The following is an 18,935-nucleotide window of genomic DNA, read 5'->3' on the forward strand; positions in this document are numbered from 1 at the left end:
AGGATTAGCGTGATCGTAATCTATTTATTACATTATTCAAAAATGGAGTTTGTACCAATAAGTATTTAACTAAAGCTTTTGGGGTCACAGCTTTATTTTTTCGAAGTTCATTAAAGAATATTTTTGCTTTATTCTTATCACAATAATCAAAAGACCTTCCTAACTTTTCTTCCAAATAATGATTGTGAACCATTTGAATATACATGCTACAATTAGATATATTCATGTGCTTTACTGTCTCAGTTATTAACTCCTCATACATATCATACCTATGAAGTACAGTCTCTAAAATATCATTTGTTTGATCAGACATACTACCTTTACGTATATAATATTCATATAAAGGTTCATCAATAAATCCACATTTGTATTTATACATGATTGGCAATAACATCTGCCAATCTTGGCCTCTCCGTGTTGGAAATATGTAACGATTGGGATTAGAATCATCAAATGCAGACATTCTAACCATAAAACATCCAGGCTGAAGCCAAGCACCTCTTGATAATAGGTAATCCTCAAAAAGATTTTCCTTGTTAGGATCAAATTTAAAAGATGGACCAATCTCTGAATGATTAAAGCCTGTTCCCTCAATTATCTTCATAAACCTTGTACGAACAAGTCCATATTCCGCCTTTTGCTCTAAATAAAATACCTTTTTAGAAATAGAATCGACCGGTAATGTGTCATCTACATCAGGCCAAACTAAATACACCCCTTTAACATATTTGATACCTTCTGCAATTGTAGCTCCTAATCCTAAATTATCATGGTAATGATATTCAAATGAAAAGCCTTTATCTTTAAATTGCTTTTCATACGACATAATAAGCTCTTTTGAATTATCAGTAGAACCATCATCCATAAAAATGAGCTGACAATTTGAATAGTCTTGTGCTAATAATGACTTTGCATATCTATCAATATACTTAGCTCCATTGTAACAAGGAGTTAATATACTTACTAATATGTCCATGATTATTTAAAGTTATAAACTTTTAATTTAACTATCTCATTAATGAAATCTCTCTCTGTTGAATCCATTAATATAAAATATGAAAGAAAGAGTAATATTATACTACTAATACAAATTATAAAAAACAGTGTCCCCCAACCTTCTGCTAATAATGTATGAATTATATAGGTCCCCCCATAGGTTACTAAGCCTATAATAGAACATTTGATAAAAATCGACACGAAAAATTTCTTAAGTTTAAATGATTGAACCAGAATGCTTAATGTCCACATATTGCATAACAGCCCTATAATAACAGCTATGATATTAATAACAAATGGCAATAGTGGTCCAGCTCCAATATATTTATAAATCATATAAGTAATTGGTATTACAAGAAGATATATAGTCCCGTTTATCACATTAGGTCTTCTAACATTTCCTGTAGCATGAATACCCATAATCAAAACAGCTGATAGATTAGATAACATATTAAAAAGAATAGTTAAACGACAAAGGTCTGCAGTATATTTGGGCCAATCTCCTAACCATACTGTTAATACAAACTCCATCTCTATCATTAAGGGGATAGAAGTAAGAAGCATCAACACTGTTGCAAACTTTCCTGCTGCAAATATAAGTTGATTCATTCGGGCAAAGTCGTTAAAAGCATAACTTTTGATAATTTGAGGCTTAAACGCAGCCATTACATTTGCTGCAAAACTCATAGCTGCACCTTGTACCTGTGTCGCAATACCATTGGCTGCGTTAAGTACGGGACCAAAATATATATTTAAGAGCATATTTACCCCCTGAGTTCTCGCTACCACACTAGCATTGCCATAGAAATCCCAACCAGTAAAAGTTAACATTGGTTTTAGTATATCTTTATCTAATTTTGGACTAAAATTTGCACCGACACATCTAAAGTTAGCATAAACTGCGTAAATAAGAAAAACGACGATACAGGTAACCAAATACAAATATGAATATGTTATTAATTTATCACACGTAGTATATATCAATGCTATAGCTATCAATAATTTCGATACTACATTAAATATCTCTATATAGGCATACATATCCATTTTTTCATAAGAGACAACAATAGCTCTATATGGAACCTGAATGATATTAATAAGTGAAGCAGCAATTGAGGTCTGAAGTACAATATTGGCAGCATATACCCTGTCTTCAGGAATGATCATCTTAGAGTTTAAGAACCAAACTCCTATACTCTCACATAAAACAAAGATAATGGCAATGATAATTAAATGAGTCGTCAATGAAACAGAAAAAACCTTTGATATTTCAGAGTTTTCTCCCTTACCAATCTCAAAAGTAAGAAATCGGGATGTAGCACTACTCATTGCGGTATTCAGAAATAGAAACATTGAAACCATACCTCCAATAACATTGTAAATGCCAAAATCGTCTATACCAAGAATAGTCAAGATTAATCTTGAGGTATACAATGTAATCCCCATTGAGAATAGCATTCGAAAATATAAGAATGCCGTATTCTTTACAATTAGATTATTATTTGATGAAGAAGAGTTTTTTACCATTATTATTTTTGTAATATTCTTTATGGATAGAACAGAAGCCTCTTTATTGTTCTTATCATGGCATATACGCCTATAATTAAATTCTGACTTTCAAATTCAGTTATTTTTGCTTTCAGCGACTAATCTTTGCCCTGACTTACGATTAGTATTTCCCCATCAGGTATTTAAGAACTTATCTTAACCTAGCTTGCATTTTAATCCCCGATATGAGAGATACTTGTTATCCTATCTTATAATAGTCAAAACCACTTTCTACCATTTCTTTAGCATCATAAATATTTCGCCCATCAATAATCACTTTATTCTTCATTGTTTTATTAAGTACTTCTAAACTTGGCATACGGAATTCTTTCCATTCTGTAACAAGAAGTAAAGTATCAACATCTACAACCGCTTCATACATATCTTTACAGTACACTACCTTATCACCTATACGACGCTTACATTCTGGCATTGCAATCGGATCATAGACCTTAACCGATGCCCCTACACTGATTATTTTATCAATTAATACCAATGCAGGAGCTTCACGCATATCATCAGTTTCCGGTTTGAAAGCAAGCCCCCATATGGCAATAGTTTTACCATTAATATCTCCATTAAAATGCTTCATCAGCTTATTGAATAAAATCGACTTTTGTTTTTCATTTACTGACTCTACCGCCTGAAGTACTTCCATATCATATCCTACTTTTTGAGCAGTCTTGATAAGTGCTTTTACATCCTTTGGAAAACAAGAACCACCATATCCACAACCAGCATAAAGAAATTTCTTTCCAATACGGGTATCTGTACCAATGCCTTTACGAACCATATTTACATCAGCACCTACAAGCTCGCAAAGATTAGCAATATCATTCATAAATGAGATACGCGTTGCAAGCATTGAGTTTGCCGCATATTTAATCATTTCAGCGGATGGAATATCAGTAAAAATGAGCCTGTCACTCACAAGCATAAAAGGCTTATATAACCGTGACATTATTTCTTTCGCTTTCTCACTTTCTATCCCCACTACAACACGATCTGGAGACATGAAGTCTTTGATTGCCGCCCCTTCTTTCAAGAACTCAGGATTACTTGCAACATCAAACTTGACATTCTCTCCTCGCTTGTCAAGTTCGGCTTGAATAGTTTCTTTCACCTTCTTTGCTGTTCCTACAGGGACAGTAGATTTTGTAACAACAACTGTATATTTCTTTATATTTTTCCCAATAGCCTTTGCAACCGCAAGCACATATTTCAAATCGGCAGAGCCATCTTCATCGGGAGGTGTACCAACTGCACTGAATACGATTTCTACATCATCAAGAACATCGGCAAGATCAGTAGTAAAGTTCAATCTGCCCGCTTGTATATTCTTACGAACCATATCTTCAAGACCAGGTTCATAGATAGAAATTACACCTTTCTTAAGATTCTCTATTTTCTTTTCATCAACGTCAACACATGTTACGTTGATTCCCATTTCTGAAAAACAAGTACCTGAAACCAAGCCAACATACCCGGTTCCTACAATTGCAATATTCATCGTATAATTATTTGTAAGCGTTCAAAACCTGGTATACACCACTTAGAACAGATGCCTGAGAGTTTCTACCAAAATCTTGAAATATATTTTTAACATTTATTATTTAATTTGAGACCTATAGTCTGTGGAAGCAGGTTCTCGTAATCTACCCTTCCTGCCTAGAGTTCTTTCATGTCCCTTCGAAAGTAATTCCTGAACGAAACACCCATCTACTTACACATTTCTATAAATGTATTATAGGTCGCCGAGTTCAATACTCCTTGGGTACTGCAAAAGAACAAGCTGTTTTTTCCGTTGTACAGTCAAGGAGCGTATAACCCGCTCAGCCGCTAAGTAGTCTATGGTATGCTCTCCATTTTCCAATAGTTGAAAAGTTGCTTCCAGAGCGAATAAAGATAATTCAAAGCACGTTGCATCAAGTCGCTCATCTCAGATTTAGGTAATACAAGCAAGTCAAACAATTCTTTCTACAAATCCTCCATCACACCGTTGGTATAAGCATCATTCCGACGCTTGCGGATTTCATCGGCAGGCAAACCTAAACGTCTGTATTCCTCCTCACGCCCCCTCTTCAATAGAAAGTAACGAGCTTTCTAACAACTTTGCTCCAAAACCTCCTTAAACTTGGCACGAGCATGGGCAAGACAGCAAAGATGAGCAATATCTATCAGAACTTCATCAAGATATTTGAGTTCTAATTTAGGTATTTACCCAATATTATGAAATTCTTATTCATCAATATATTCCCACGGATAAGGATTATCAACCACATTCTGAAACTCCACAATGGCCTCCTGTTGATCAGAAGTAAGTGTTGCAGAATCCCAAGAAGCGATAATGGAACGACCTTCATCAGCTAGAGGTTCATCGAATACTTCACCATAACAGGCAGTAAGCAGACGAAGTTTCAGTAATGAAGCTGGAAGAACATCAAGGATGTCCCAACAACGATCCAAAACTTCCTGAACATGCTTCTGTTTTTCACCGTGATCAATGAAAGAGGCACTGTAGCCCATCAAAAGAGCAAGACAGACATTTGCCTGTTCTTCAGTAGTAGAACCTTTGGCACCAGAGTTATACAAAGCCGTGGTCAGACGATAAACTTCACCATTACGACGGGAAAGGTCATCGCTATAGACCGGACTCCCGTCCATACCTAAATACATCAGTTCGTGCGCTGCACGCTGAAGAGCAAATGTTTCTTCGGAAAGAGTCATAACAATTTATGATTTCAAATTTATGATTTACCAGCCACCAAATGACAGCTGTTAATTATTCGATTACTTCTATAAGATCCGAATGGATAGTGGCCATAGCAACAGCAATAACCCCTTGTATTTCGATAACCACACGACGATCACGTGCACCTTTCACTTTCAAGAAAAGCCCCTCCTGCCCTTCGAAATCACCACCGATAATACGAACTCTGGTACCCTTAGACAAATTCAGTTCATCGGGTTGGAAGTATAAGAGATGGTCGTTGTAGGTACCGGCAACAGCAATGAAACGCTGCATATCGTTGTCTGGGATAATTATTTTCTGCCCACTACGAGTATCAGTTATATATTGCAAGTAATTGATCTGTGATTTAACACGCTTCACTTCAGAAGGACAGGCATGAACAAAAACCAGATTGTGGATGACGGGCATCAAAACACGAACTTTCTTACCTTTCTTTACACTTATCTTATATTGCATCGGAATAAAGCAACCCAACTTTTCTTTTTCAAGTAGTCGCATAGCATCCAACTCCCTACGATAAGTAGCACGCATGGCATACCATATTTCGCTCTCTTTCTCCACTTCCATTTTATGATTATTTCAAAAAAGGGTGTTCTCCCGGGGCTTTGAATTCCTTGCATACACTTGAAATTCAATCATTTGCGAACGCTTTATGTAGAATATAGCAAGCTTTGCGTCCTTCTTGCCAACAGATTTTCTGCAGTAGTTCATTACCTTTCAGGTAAAAAGCTATAAACGAACCAGTCACAAATAAAAAGTGTCTTTTAGACGTTCGTTTAATGGACGCAAAGATAGAGGTGTTTTTGGAAACGACAAAATGTTTGATAAAAAATCTTCTTGTGATTACTTCTTTTATATGCTAATATTCTGATTATGAGCAATAAAATGGGACTAAAAATATCAGTTAACATCTATTCATTTTATTATTTTCTTCATCTCCCATTTTTAAAAAGAATTGACGTCCATTAAACGAACGTTTTTTTAAACACCTTCAAAAACGAAGTTACCAATCTAATTTACAGCTATTTGAATCCAACAAAAAATTACATTCTTTTCACTTTCCTTCTCTCCATTATCATATCTGAACTTTATTTTCTACTTTTGCGACATTTTTAACTGTAAATATCAGTTAAATCCATAATTAAAATTTATGCAATATGAAAGATTTAAAAAAAAGAGAATCAGAATGGATCTGACACAAAGAAAAGGTCACATCAAGTTGTAAATCAGAGCACAAGCAGTAGTAGAACAGTAAGCAGAATTAGTATAGTCGACGAAAATTTACTGGCTGAACGGTATTATGCAGGTACAAAAACCCACATGTATGTAGGAGTTCTAAGAAGTTTCAAATTAGGCTATTTCAGAGGTCTAAATATTAACACCATAAGCGCTTTGGGAATGCATTTATACGAATCGGGTGATGGTTTAAAGCACGAAAAAGGAGAAGATACTTTATTGGAACTAAGCAGTTTAATGACAGAACTAAGAAAGATATGGGCAGTGATACAAAAGGAAGATACGGAACATATAGACCCCTATGGATATGATGTAAGGATAAATCATTGATAGTTTACTCCAAAGAAAGGGCATAACTTTGCCCCGTCAACCTGACAGTGGAAGGGCTACACCCTTTCACCCGGATGGTGTAGCCCTAAGCATAAAAGGGTGTAGCTATCCGGAGCAAAAGGTGTAGCCATCACAGTAGGTTGATTATTAACAATTTATATTCAACTAAAATTATTAAAATGGAGAAAAAGATGTTGGGTCACCAACCAAATCATGTAACGAAAGAAGAAAGAGTAGAAAATCTATGGAAAAAACTTATCAGGCAAGAAACCGATTTATCCGAAGAAACCATTGCATGGATGGCACTACGCATCCGACAGTTGACCGAGTACATGCCATACGGATGTGCGCTGATAGCCTACAGAAAACAAAATGGCGAATTCTACATGGCAAGAGGAACACTTATTTATTATGAATCCGATTTCCATCGGAAATATGATATTGAGCGCATCAAAAACCATGTAGCATACTGGGATATAGAACAGCAAGGATGGAGGACCTTCCAAATTGAAAACTTCCTGGAATGGAGACCGATTGTTTAAATGAAGAATGAAATATTAAGAATGAAGAATTATGGATTCATATTTATTACATGATGCCAATGCAGGCAATAACTTTAAAATTATGATGATGATACAAAAAGAAGGAATGAAAGGATATGGCATCTACTGGATGCTGCTTGAATTCCTGAGGTTACAGAACGGATATAAAGCCGATCTGAGGGTACTGCCTATCCTGGCACAAAAGATGAGAGTGACAGTGACTACCTCGAAGCGAATTATCTACAATTATAAACTCTTTGAGGTAGACGATACAGCCTTTTCATCGCCCGGTCTTATCCTGCGGATGAGACCACTGGAAGCCAAGCGCGAAGCGAACAGAGAGGCAGGCAAGCATGGAGGACTGGCTAACCAACAGAAAATCAGAGATGCAAAGGCAAGCAACGCTTTAGCAACAAATAAAGAGAATAAAGAAAATAAAACAGACCCCTCTATATCTCCCCAAGGGGAGACAGTGAAGAATGAGGAGATTCTTCTTGTTCCTCCAGAGTATGCACTCAACAGGCAGACGCACAACTACGAAGGATTGATAGCAGAATTGGAACGGCAAAAAGTTGCATCCATAAAAGAGAAAAACGCTATTCTCAGACTGACGGACTTCGGAAGATTGGGAGGCAAAATTTGGAAAATCATCTATGACATCAACAATTCACCACAGATGAAGGCACGGATTGTTATGCCGGGAAAATATATCTTAAAGCTACTACAGAACTAGAAAATCTCAAAAAGGTTAGCTCTCCCCCAAGAGCAACCTTTTTACTATTTTCAAATCAATCAAGTTCAAACTGCTTTCTTTTATAAACAAAAATATCCAGATTTTGCTTTCTGCTTTAAACAAATTCGTATATTTGCTACATAAATCACTTTGAATATGGATAGAAAACACCATGATAACATTTCCGAATGCTAAAATAAATCTGGGACTGAACATTGTAGAGAAACGTCCTGATGGATATCATAATCTGGAAACAGTATTCTATCCCGTCCCCGTAGAAGATGCGTTAGAAGTCAATATATGGAATGAGAGCACGCAGAAGTTTCGTCTGCATCAGGCGGGATTGGAAATTGCGGGAGAAGCAGAAAATAACTTAGTAGTGAAAGCTTATAAGCTTTTAGATGAAAGATTCAACCTTCCTCCCGTAGATATTCACCTGTTCAAGCATATCCCTTCCGGTGCGGGATTAGGCGGCGGTTCATCGGACGCAGCTTATATGCTGAAATTGCTGAATGAGAAGTTCAACCTGAAATTGTCGGATAAGAACTTAGAAGAGTATGCCGCCAGATTAGGAGCGGATTGTGCCTTTTTCATCCGGAACGCTCCAACCTATGCAGAGGGAATAGGAAACATCTTCTCTCCTATTTCCTTATCCTTAAAAGGATATCAGATTGTTTTAGTAAAACCGGATATCTTTGTATCCACTCGTGACGCTTTTGCGCAAATAAAGCCTCATCGGCAGGAAATTCCATTGAAAGAAGTCATAAAGCAACCTATAGAGGAATGGAAAGAACGAATGGTGAACGATTTCGAAGAAAGCGTATTCCCTCAATTCCCCGCTATCAAAGAGATAAAAGAGAAGCTCTATCAGGAAGGAGCCGTATATGCGGCAATGACAGGGTCCGGTTCATCCGTATTCGGATTGTTCAAACCGGAATATAATAAATCTGTTAAAGAAGATTTCGGAGAAAAGACCTTTGTATACCAAGGAGCATTAAAATAAATAAAGGGACTCTTCACAACAGCATGGAGAGTCCCCCTATTCTTAATAACTTTTTATAATCCAAGAAAAGCATTAAACTGTGCAAAGATTTCTCCACAATCCCCGCGAGGTAGCCTGTAATTTACTTCTGATTTTTCTATCGGAATGTGAAATGGCGGAAAAACATCTCTCAATTTATTGGCTTTAATTTTATTGCCTGAAATTTGTTCGGCAAGTTTGTTTATATCAAGCGCATTGATTGGCCATTTATCATAGCAGTCAGAAGCTATTAATCGGGTACTACCCATAAATTCATCCCATTGCTTACAAAAAGTATCAAATTGTCTACAAAGATATTGTGCGATCCCCAAAATACGTGTATCATCCCAGTCATGAGTTCCGTTAAATACATCTGCCTTAAAATTCACTGAAACCTTCGATTCGTGATAAACATCTCCTACTTGTCTACATACTCGGTAAAAGATATCTACCGGGAAGAATTCATCTGATTTTCCTTGCAGGAGGTACATTGGTTTAGGTGCAAAACACCCCAAAACCTGCCACATCTCCACTTTTCCAATAATTCCCGGAACAATGTTACAATGGCAATGCCGTTTCTCCTTGCGGGCAACATACTCGAACGTAGAAGGATAGCCAGATGAAATCAGTACAGAGAATTTTTCAGGTACAACAGATGCCAAGAATAGTCCCAGCGCCCCTCCACCAGAATTACCACATACAGCAATCTTTTCGATATTAAAATTTCTTTGCTTTCTTATCCAATTGAGCCATCCTATGGTTTCCATAACTATCAATCCCTGTACAGTCAGTCCACACTCAAAAACTCCGGGAGCGGAATAATGTCCCATGAAATGACGTTCACCCTGACCAATATTGTCCGGTACTAATACCGCAATGCCGCTGGAAGCCAAATATTCTGCCATTTTCCGATAAGCAGGATAGAGTTTACCGTTATTTCCATGTCCGCAAGCCAGCAATACAACAGGTAAACCTTTATCCGCATCATTATTGGACGGAATATACAAATGAGCTGCACCGTAACAATTATTCCACGAAACGGATTGCAAATGCTGCACTATGAAGTCCCGATTTCGTGTGACTCCATTTATTCGGGTCTTAATCACCGGAATCCATTCCTCTTTTATGGCAAGTGACTTTCGTACAATTTCCTTAATTTCCACTCTATCTTTCTCCAACCAAGGAAAAAGTCCGGGTAAATGATGCCTTGCCTCAAAACAACTATCATAATAAACAAAAAAATCGCGTAATCCATTTGTAAACTTCGAAGCCAGATAGGCTGGTTTTTGAGCATACCCCCAACCGGCAATCAACAAAAATAGAATTACTATATTCTTTTTCATAAAGTTGTCCGTGTAATTCAATCTTAAGACTTATCTCTATTTCATTCCATGTGAAAGACCTCTATAAGTGGAATACTTATTGGAGAATTATCCGGATTGACTTCCATTATATCAGCCATATAATCCCACCATTTTTGTACAATAGGAGTATTTCCCATTTCTTGGGATGAAGCTTCTCCTTTGATCTTCTGACAAGCATAAAGGATATTGGTATCCTTATCCCAATAAATGGAATAATCATAAACTCCGTTTTCTGACAATAATTGCTTCAATTCGGGCCATATCTGTGCATGCCTTCTTTCATATTCAGCCTCGCACCCCGGCTTCAAAAACATTTTAAATGCTTCTCGTTTCATAATTATTTATTGTTTTGTATCTACTTCCAATACATATACTTGTTGGGGAACCGATTGCTTCACCTTCTCTCCGTCTCCCTGTGAGGTACATTGTACAAAAAGATGCAGCATTCCCCTCTTGTTCCACAAATTTGTATCATAACTTGGTTCCCATGCATCAACCGAAAAATCCGTCAGATCGCTCACATTCCAGTTCCCTTTTGAAAGGTCACCCGAATATGCTACCGTCACCCGGCTATTACGGTCTACATCACGATATATATAATATATTCCTTTTCCCCGGGTATCAACAGCCAAACGAGGACGTGACATAGGAATCATCTTGGTACCGCGCCCACTTAACGTAAAATCCGTATGCCTATCGGCAACCTTTACCATTTGCCAATTTTCTTTTCCTATGAAGACTAATCGATATTGCGGACAAGCATCTCCGGGTTCTTTCCAATATGCGGCAATAAAAGGATTGCCTTCTTTATCAGTAGCCATACTTGTCTGGTTTATCAACTCACTTTTCTGAGGAATTTTAAATGCATATTCTGCATTTCTCACATTAATGGGAAGATGATACCGCTCACCGGTTGACTTCTGCCAAGTGATTCCTCCATCCTTGGAACAGGCATAGCATAAATCATGGTTCGTCTCTACAGCAGACGTCTCACGCCACACCCAGGAAACATGTATGCTTCCTTTCCTGTCAACACACATTTGCCAGTATGCATTTCTCTGTCCTTCACCATCAATTAAAGTATCCTGCAAGCGCTTCCACTGGCCTTTCCGTACATCGTACCTATTCAGTACAAGATTGCCCTGACCGGACTTACCCAAACGGTAAGCAAACAGCAAATCACCATTTTTCAATGTATAAAATTCGGGATAGGTCACCTTCCTTTCATCTTTACCCAACATAGATTGCAACGTATCCAGCCGGAGGGAATAAGCTTCTACACTCTTACAATATTGCAACGGAGCATTGTGATGATTAAAAGCCACATGCAGATAACCTTTACCGTCGATACCAATACTGATAACGTTGTGGGCATCCTCGCATTTTCCTTTATAAGGTGAACGGAGTATTTCAAAACGGTCGTTTCCTAAACGGCGTTTTCCCAAGGTCAGATATCCATCTTCGTCATAATAGGCAATAAATTGCATATTTCCTTTCGAAGTAACGGAGTTTGTCCGAAAAATGGCAGTATTAACAGACGTACTGCTATATCCCATACCAGCTTTGACCAGTTTCTGAGCATGTAACAGAGAGACACTCCCCAACAGCCCGCATATGAGTAACAAAATATTTCTATACATAATATTTATGCTATTTCAATTTATATATTTCCGAAGCGGCTAACAAAAAGCAGCCTACTGCAAAATCCTCCGGTTCATGTATACAATCGTAAGTTAAGGGCTGACCGGCCTTAGGACTATTACTTCTCCCTTGCATATATCCCAATGCACCATTCGGATGCATACAGTCCTTTACCAAAGCATTCCAAGCTTTCAAGGTCATTGGCAGATATTCGTCACGATCCAAAATACCGTTCCTTATTCCCCATGCCAAACCATATACAAATAAAGCGGTACCGGTACCTTCCTTTCCACCAAAATTACCGGGATCATGTAGGCTTACATTCCAAAAACCGTCTTCGCGCTGGCAAAGTTTAATGGCCTTGCTCATCTGCAAAAAGTCTTTCAGATAATCCTTGTAATGCTTATCTTTTCGGGGAATCAGATTCATGACACGCGCCAGCGCAGCGTATGCCCATCCATTGCCCCTAGACCAGTAGCAGTCTCGTCCGTTAGGCTCTTTATAAGGCGGGGCAAATCTCTTATCGCGATACCAAAGCCCGTCTTTACGATTGTACAACCCCTTATCGCCATGATGGTTGCGTGTGAATGAATACAAATCCCACATCTTGTCATAATAAGATTGTTCTCCAGTCAGTCTGCCCAACTTAGCAAATACAGGCATAGACATCTGGATAGCATCTACCCACCACCAGTCATCGTTCTGAGGTGTATTCACCATCATGTCAATGGATAATTTTATATCCTTGATTTTATTGGGATCATCAGGACAAATGTTATACAAATCAATATAAGTCTGCCCACAACACTGATTGTCTGCATGACGAGTAACAGTCCCTTTATCCAACCCCCATTTATGGAATTCCGCCCATTTCAATGCATAATCGTAAAATTCCTTTTGGGGATAAATGGCATGAAAAGCCATTAAACCTTCAAAATATACAGCCCTCGTCCATATATTGCTTGGCCGTAAGGTATGTACAAATGTAGGTTGACAAGGATCCGGATATTTGACCATAAAATAATTATTGGCCAACAGCATGTGTTTCAAAGTTTCTTCCTGCTTCGGTATTTGCTGTGAATTCAGCGCAAGAAAATTAAAGAACACAATAATCGGTAGAATTACAAACTTGTTTTTCATAATAAACATTTCATTAATCAAAATTTAAAATCAGACTCCGCTACAAGCCAGAAAGCCTCCGTCAATTGGTATGGTAATGCCGGTTACAAAGCCGGAAGCTTCTTCATTGATAAGCCAGTTCATACAACCTACCAGCTCTTGCGCTTCCCCAAAATGCTTCATGGGTGTTTGACGCAAAATGTTACTTCCCCTTTTCGAAAAGTTACCATCCGGAGTCATCAACAGCTTACGGCTCCTGTCATTCAGAAAAAATCCCGGAGCAATGGCATTCACACGTATATGGGCCGGTGCCAGATAGGCAGCCAACCATTGGGTGAAATTTGCAATACCTGCTTTGCTCAAGGCATAAGCTGGTACCCGCGACAAAGGCCGATAAGTATTCATTGATGCAAAATTGATGATACATCCTTTGCCCAACCGAACCATATCCGGGGCAAAAACCTGACAAGGAATAACCGTGCCCATAATATTTACATCAATCACATCCAAGAAACGGCTCATGTCCAGATTAAAGAAACCGCGCAATTCTCCTTGCTCCTCTTCCAATTCCCGTTCGTTAAATTCATTGATATTAGTCACCGCCTCCGGCTGGTTACCTCCCGCCCCGTTAATAAGAATCGAACATGCACCAAACTGTTCGTTAATTAAAGCATGTGCCCTCTTTACTTCCGCTAAATTACGAACATCACACGAAACAGACAAAACATTCCCATCCGCCTCTTTTATCATCTTCTCCGTCTTCCGCAACTTTTCCAGACTACGACCTATAAGGGCTACTCGATAGCCCTTCCGAGCCAAGTCTACAGCTAACTCCGAACATAACGTACCACCGGCTCCCGTAACGACAGCCACTTCTTCTTTTTTTATATTGTTCATACCTATTTCCTCCAATTTTTACAATTTCTATAACAAATGTCTCTTACTATATCGCCTAATAAAGTCATATCCGACGGAAACTCTCCGCTGACTACCTTTTCACCAATAAACCGGCAAAGCACCCTGCGGAAATATTCATGACGCGAGAAGGAAAGTACACTCCGTGAATCTGTCGTCATACCGACAAAACAGCTCAAAAGTCCATAAGAAGATAGGGACTGCAATTGTTGCGTCATTCCTTCCAAATGATCATTGTACCACCAGGCAGGACCAAATTGCACTTTTCCTAAAATACCACTGCCCGAATATGAACCGGTCAGTGTGGCAAAAACAGCATTGTCCGCCGGATTTAATGTATACAAAATGGTCCGAGGCAACGAATCCTCCTCATTCAATGTGTCTAGGAAGCAAACCAAACTGTTCACATCGCACGCCGAACCGATCGCTGCATATCCTCCCGCCGGACCAAGTCGTGTCCGCAACTGAGTATTGGTATCCCGTTTGGCCCCAATATGTAATTGCATGTTCCAGTTTCTCCGTGCATAGCAACGCCCCATGAACAACAAGACATACGACTGTAATTTCACCGTTTCCGCAGGAGAGATTTCCCCAGTCTGCAATAATTTACCGAACAAGGACGAAGCCTCTCCCGATGAAACCGGTACAAACCTGAAACCCGCATCCAAAGAATGGTCGGCATACTCGCATCCTGCATCAGAAAAGAGGTTCAGACGAATATCTATTGCATTCAGATAATCTTCCAGACACTTTATTTTTATACCTGAAAGCTCCGCTAACTGCGATACGAAATCCCTGAAAGAAGGAGTTGTAAAAGAAATTACTGAATCCGCCCGCAACGAAGGCTTCACTATAATATTCTGAGGTTGTAGGGATGCCTCGCGATGCCAAGTGAAATCGGCCAATAAATCGTCGGAAGTACATAACATTTCCACCCGACATTTCTTCAAGATGTCCAGCATTCCCCATCCCGGCTGCCGGAGGATGTCATTGCACACCTTCCATATCTCCCCCGCATTTTCCCGATTCAAGATTTCGTCAATACCGAAAAAACGTTTTAACTCCAGACATGACCAATGGAACAAAGGATTACCAATGGTACGTGTGAATATGGAGGCCCACGTATCATACCGTTCTTTACCGGATATGCCAACCCCTGTAATCATCTCTTCGTCAATACCGGCTATACGCATCACACGATGTTTGTAAGGATCAGCATGAATCCACAATTCTGCCAAATCAACGAATTTATGATTTTCTGCCAGTTTTCGCGGGTCCAGATGGTTATGAAAGTCTATAACCGGAAGACTCTCAGCAATCTCATGATAGAGTTGCCTGGAAATATGGGTCGTCAGCAAAAAATCCTCATTAATAAAACTATCCATACTCAAGCTGCTTTAAAAATAGCCACCATTCTTTACCATCTCCTGAGCAGAAAAGCCTTCATGTACCCAAGTACGCATCTCCCTCTCCTGCTGCTTGATAGCTTCAGCTCTCAACAATACGTCATAGGCGATGCTACGCGGAATGGCTACCACACCATCCACATCACCAAAAATGACATCTCCCGGCTTTATATAAACTTTTCCAATCCTAACCGGTATATTATATCCTGTTATTTTGGTTCTCCCTAAAGAACCGTTCGAACTGCGGTAGCGGTAGAATATAGGAAAGTCTTGCCTCAATACCTGAATCGTATCACGCAGCCCACCGTTGACCACAGCACATCTTGCTCCGCGGGCTATAGCGGAAGCTGTCATTACCTCTCCCCAATGAGCCGCTTCATCTTCATTACCTGCGTCCCATACCACACAACAATTTTTCGGCATATCATCCAGCATCTGTGCCCTGATATCCATTTCCCCCTTGACAGTGGGATCCGGATTACTGCGAATAGTGAATGCGATGCCTGCCGCACGCATTTCAAACTGCAATGGCAAGATAGTAATCGGCAAAGCTTGATCCATCAATGTGGCTTCACGCAAAACATCGTTTACAGCTCCTGTATAAAGATTTTCGTAACGTTCACACAATTCTTGATCTGAAATCGGAAACTCTATACCATCTATCCTATCCAATTTCTCAATCAATTTCTCTAACTTCATTAAATTATTGTCCATAATCATTTTTATTCTTCTAATAAACCTTTTAAATATCCTGTCGCAAATATATGTCCCAGCATCTCATACGCCGGATTTTCTCCTGACTCACCAGCCATAACAGGAGCATGGTCTGTACGGATCACTCCATCAAACCCAATTTCCTTATATGCACGCATGCAGGCTTTCATGTCAGTCTGCCCTTCATCATGGAATGTCTCTTCAAAAGCATCTGCATCTCCACGTATATCACGAAAATGAACAAAGAAAATCTTCCGACCGAAATGTCTTATCAAAGAAGGTATGTCCTCATTCATGGCTGCAAAAGAACCTTGGCAAAATGTTATCCCGTTGTAATCGCTGGGATAAAGTTCTAAGGCTTTGTCGAAATTCTCTACATTTCTAAAGATACGCGACACTCCCTGCAAGGAAGGTACCGGAGGATCATCCGGATGAAGAGCCAGTTTCACTTTACACGCTTCTGCTACGGGCAATACCTTATCCATAAAGTATTTATAATTATCCCATATCTGTATGTCAGTCTGTGTCCCGGCTTCAGTCAACTGAGGAGCTGCCTGCATCAATTTTGAATCAAATGCCGTTACCAGTGCCCCACCTCTCCCCTTTTTAGCAAAAGAGGTGCGATACCAGCCGGATTGAGGCATGAAATTGTAACATAAAACAGGAATATCCAAAGCCCCCATATTTCTCAGTACTTGCTTGAATATCTCTATTTCTTCATCCCTGCCTGGCAATCCCAGCTTAATCTTATAATGGGGAGGAGCCGGTTCAATCACTTCAAGCTTTAGACCTGCATCATTCAAACTCTCTTTAGCATAAAGCAGAGCCTTGAAATCCCACGGTTTCATATAATACCGTTCGGCAGGCAATGCCGCTACCGCATATTCTACACCCAATTGGGTTGCAATCTTCCACTTTACCGATGGCAAAGTAGGTAAATACCATGCTAGTTTCATTATTTACTTTTTTATTTTCAATTTATAAACAACACATAGAGTCACTGCCAGTAAAAGACTCAAAATGCCGGCGCATAAACTCAAATCTCCACCCATAGAATGCAGATTTGGAATGCTCATTCCTATAAAAAGCCCACCGGATACAACAAGAGATACCAACAGTAATATCATCAGTGCTTTAACATATTGCGATGAAATGGAAGGAACCTTTTTAGAGTCTATATTCACACTCAAGGCATCAAACAGTTCATCCACTTTCACTTTGTCTTTCATATCCATCTGCCCATAAACCGGCAGATAATAAAGAACCAAACAAACTATTAACTCGATAAGTGTTGCCATCTCCCAATCCACTTCGGGAAGTGCATTCAAGACAATCCCTACTACAATTCCAGCACTGATCGTAATTATAGCCGCCTTGGCATTCGGCTTGCGGCTTACAATGCCCAATACCAAAGGAATACCTATAGGAATGCAGAATATTCCCGTAAACAGTTTATTGGCTTCAAAAGCTCCTCCAAACCCTTCGATATAGATAGCACCTACTGTAATCAGTGCTCCGATAACCAATGTAGACCAGCGAGCCACAACCAGAAGGCGTTTTTCAGCAGCTTCCGTATTAAACAACCGCTGATATACATCCTTTGTAAAAACACTCGACATAACATTGTACTCGGCATTCAGTGAAGACATAGTTGCCGCAAACATCGAAGAAAACATGATACCCATAATACCGGCAGGAAGCAAACGAATGGCAACCGATATATAGGACATCTCCGGATTCTCCAGTTCCGGAACTATTAAAGAAGAAGCAACAGCCGGAATGAGGAATATCGGGGTAAACACTAAAAAGAGGATACCCGTCAGAACTCCCATTTTCTTAGCTGCTTTTTCGTCTTTCACACAAAAGAATTTCTGAATAAATGTCCAGTTCTCATTGTATTTTATCATCGTCATTACATAATAGATTGCCAACCAGAAAAATGCTCCTTTGGGACCATTAAACCACGTCATCTTCTCAGGAATCTGTTGATAAAGTCCACCGATACCTCCCACTTCACGTAAGGACACGGGCAACAGTACACAGGTAATAAGTATTAAGATCACAAACTGTACCGTACTCATAATCGTTACAGTCCAGATACCGCCAATAATATTGAACAGCGTAACAATTACACCCGAAATGATGATGGCCCATTCCAATGACAGAGGAGTGACTACAGTAATGAACACACCAATAGCATACAACCGCACCATATTGTCTAACAGCCTCACCAGTAATCCTACCCACGTCATTATTTCACGAACAGAGAAACTATAACGCTGTTCCAAATATTCGATGGGAGTGACGCAACCAGTCCGCCGCCAACGTCCGCCAAGCCACAGGCTGCCAATGATACATGCCGGTACAGTGGACCAAAATACCGTAACAGAGACCAACCCGTACTCGTAAGCAATCCCGGCATAAGCCACGAAGACAAACGTACTGAACAATCCCATAAAATTGGTAACGGTAGCCATCACCCAGGGGATAGTGCCATTTCCCTTGAAATAAGCACCGACATCTTTGATAAACCAACCGAAAGATAACCCTATCCCTGCCATCAATAATATATAAACACCAATGGCCCAGTAATCCAGTTCCTGTAATTGTAACTCCAT

The 18,935-nt window shown here is 39.4% G+C and carries 17 protein-coding genes; 3 read left to right on the forward strand and 14 right to left on the reverse strand.

What is annotated here, in order from left to right; translation table 11 throughout:
* Window positions 1-4: 4 nt before the first annotated feature.
* The 5 genes from BACINT_RS11635 to BACINT_RS11655 all read right to left on the reverse strand — a co-directional run bounded on the left by BACINT_RS11635 (window position 5) and on the right by BACINT_RS11655 (window position 5,863).
* Entirely contained in the window at window positions 5-976 is a 972-nt protein-coding gene (locus tag BACINT_RS11635) for a glycosyltransferase family 2 protein (protein WP_007663204.1), read from the reverse strand.
* 2 nt (window positions 977-978) lie between these two features.
* A complete protein-coding gene (locus tag BACINT_RS11640) occupies window positions 979-2,523 on the reverse strand; it encodes an MATE family efflux transporter (protein ID WP_044155007.1) in 1,545 nt (514 codons plus the stop codon).
* Window positions 2,524-2,743: 220 nt separating this feature from the next.
* A complete protein-coding gene (locus tag BACINT_RS11645) occupies window positions 2,744-4,054 on the reverse strand; it encodes a UDP-glucose dehydrogenase family protein (RefSeq protein WP_007663208.1) in 1,311 nt (436 codons plus the stop codon).
* Between the two features lie 728 nt (window positions 4,055-4,782).
* Window positions 4,783-5,271 (reverse strand): UpxZ family transcription anti-terminator antagonist, encoded by a 489-nt coding sequence (locus BACINT_RS11650; protein WP_007663210.1) that lies wholly within the window; start codon window positions 5,269-5,271, stop codon window positions 4,783-4,785.
* Between the two features lie 55 nt (window positions 5,272-5,326).
* Window positions 5,327-5,863 carry a UpxY family transcription antiterminator gene (locus tag BACINT_RS11655; protein WP_007663213.1) on the reverse strand — a complete coding sequence of 179 codons (537 nt, stop codon included), beginning with the start codon at window positions 5,861-5,863 and terminating at the stop codon, window positions 5,327-5,329.
* Between the two features lie 1,178 nt (window positions 5,864-7,041).
* Between BACINT_RS11655 and BACINT_RS11665 the strand changes: the two genes are divergently transcribed.
* From BACINT_RS11665 to ispE, 3 genes are all read left to right on the forward strand, one after another.
* Complete coding sequence (locus BACINT_RS11665; RefSeq protein ID WP_007663215.1) at window positions 7,042-7,404, forward strand: SH3 beta-barrel fold-containing protein; 363 nt, start codon at window positions 7,042-7,044, stop codon at window positions 7,402-7,404.
* Between the two features lie 31 nt (window positions 7,405-7,435).
* A complete protein-coding gene (locus BACINT_RS11670) occupies window positions 7,436-8,137 on the forward strand; it encodes a DUF4373 domain-containing protein (RefSeq protein ID WP_007663216.1) in 702 nt (233 codons plus the stop codon).
* Window positions 8,138-8,309: 172 nt separating this feature from the next.
* Window positions 8,310-9,140 carry a 4-(cytidine 5'-diphospho)-2-C-methyl-D-erythritol kinase gene (ispE, locus tag BACINT_RS11675; protein WP_007663217.1) on the forward strand — a complete coding sequence of 277 codons (831 nt, stop codon included), beginning with the start codon at window positions 8,310-8,312 and terminating at the stop codon, window positions 9,138-9,140.
* Window positions 9,141-9,193: 53 nt separating this feature from the next.
* Here ispE and BACINT_RS11680 read toward each other — a convergent pair whose 3' ends face one another.
* From BACINT_RS11680 to BACINT_RS11720, 9 genes are read right to left on the reverse strand one after another with little or no spacing between them, the layout of a single operon-like run.
* Window positions 9,194-10,501, reverse strand: coding sequence for an alpha/beta hydrolase family protein (locus tag BACINT_RS11680; RefSeq protein WP_007663219.1), 1,308 nt, complete (start codon window positions 10,499-10,501; stop codon window positions 9,194-9,196).
* Between the two features lie 41 nt (window positions 10,502-10,542).
* Window positions 10,543-10,857 carry an L-rhamnose mutarotase gene (rhaM, locus tag BACINT_RS11685; RefSeq protein ID WP_007663220.1) on the reverse strand — a complete coding sequence of 105 codons (315 nt, stop codon included), beginning with the start codon at window positions 10,855-10,857 and terminating at the stop codon, window positions 10,543-10,545.
* Between the two features lie 6 nt (window positions 10,858-10,863).
* Complete coding sequence (locus tag BACINT_RS11690) at window positions 10,864-12,162, reverse strand: alpha-l-rhamnosidase (RefSeq protein ID WP_007663221.1); 1,299 nt, start codon at window positions 12,160-12,162, stop codon at window positions 10,864-10,866.
* 10 nt (window positions 12,163-12,172) lie between these two features.
* On the reverse strand, window positions 12,173-13,303 hold the full coding sequence (locus tag BACINT_RS11695) for a glycoside hydrolase family 88/105 protein (RefSeq protein ID WP_044155011.1): 1,131 nt from the start codon (window positions 13,301-13,303) through the stop codon (window positions 12,173-12,175).
* A 30-nt stretch (window positions 13,304-13,333) separates the two neighbouring features.
* Window positions 13,334-14,179: an SDR family NAD(P)-dependent oxidoreductase gene (locus tag BACINT_RS11700; protein ID WP_044155012.1), complete on the reverse strand. Its 846-nt coding sequence runs from the start codon at window positions 14,177-14,179 to the stop codon at window positions 13,334-13,336.
* A gap of 2 nt (window positions 14,180-14,181) precedes the next feature.
* Complete coding sequence (uxaC, locus tag BACINT_RS11705; protein WP_007663227.1) at window positions 14,182-15,582, reverse strand: glucuronate isomerase; 1,401 nt, start codon at window positions 15,580-15,582, stop codon at window positions 14,182-14,184.
* Window positions 15,583-15,594: 12 nt separating this feature from the next.
* The gene (locus tag BACINT_RS11710; protein WP_232288762.1) at window positions 15,595-16,317 is read right to left on the reverse strand and encodes an RraA family protein; all 723 of its coding nucleotides are present in this window, start codon (window positions 16,315-16,317) and stop codon (window positions 15,595-15,597) included.
* Between the two features lie 8 nt (window positions 16,318-16,325).
* A complete protein-coding gene (locus BACINT_RS11715; protein ID WP_007663236.1) occupies window positions 16,326-17,273 on the reverse strand; it encodes a mannonate dehydratase in 948 nt (315 codons plus the stop codon).
* 3 nt (window positions 17,274-17,276) lie between these two features.
* A complete protein-coding gene (locus BACINT_RS11720) occupies window positions 17,277-18,935 on the reverse strand; it encodes a sodium:solute symporter family transporter (protein ID WP_157448654.1) in 1,659 nt (552 codons plus the stop codon).

This window comes from Bacteroides intestinalis DSM 17393 (genome assembly GCF_000172175.1).
GTDB classification, from domain to species: Bacteria; Bacteroidota; Bacteroidia; order Bacteroidales; family Bacteroidaceae; genus Bacteroides; species Bacteroides intestinalis.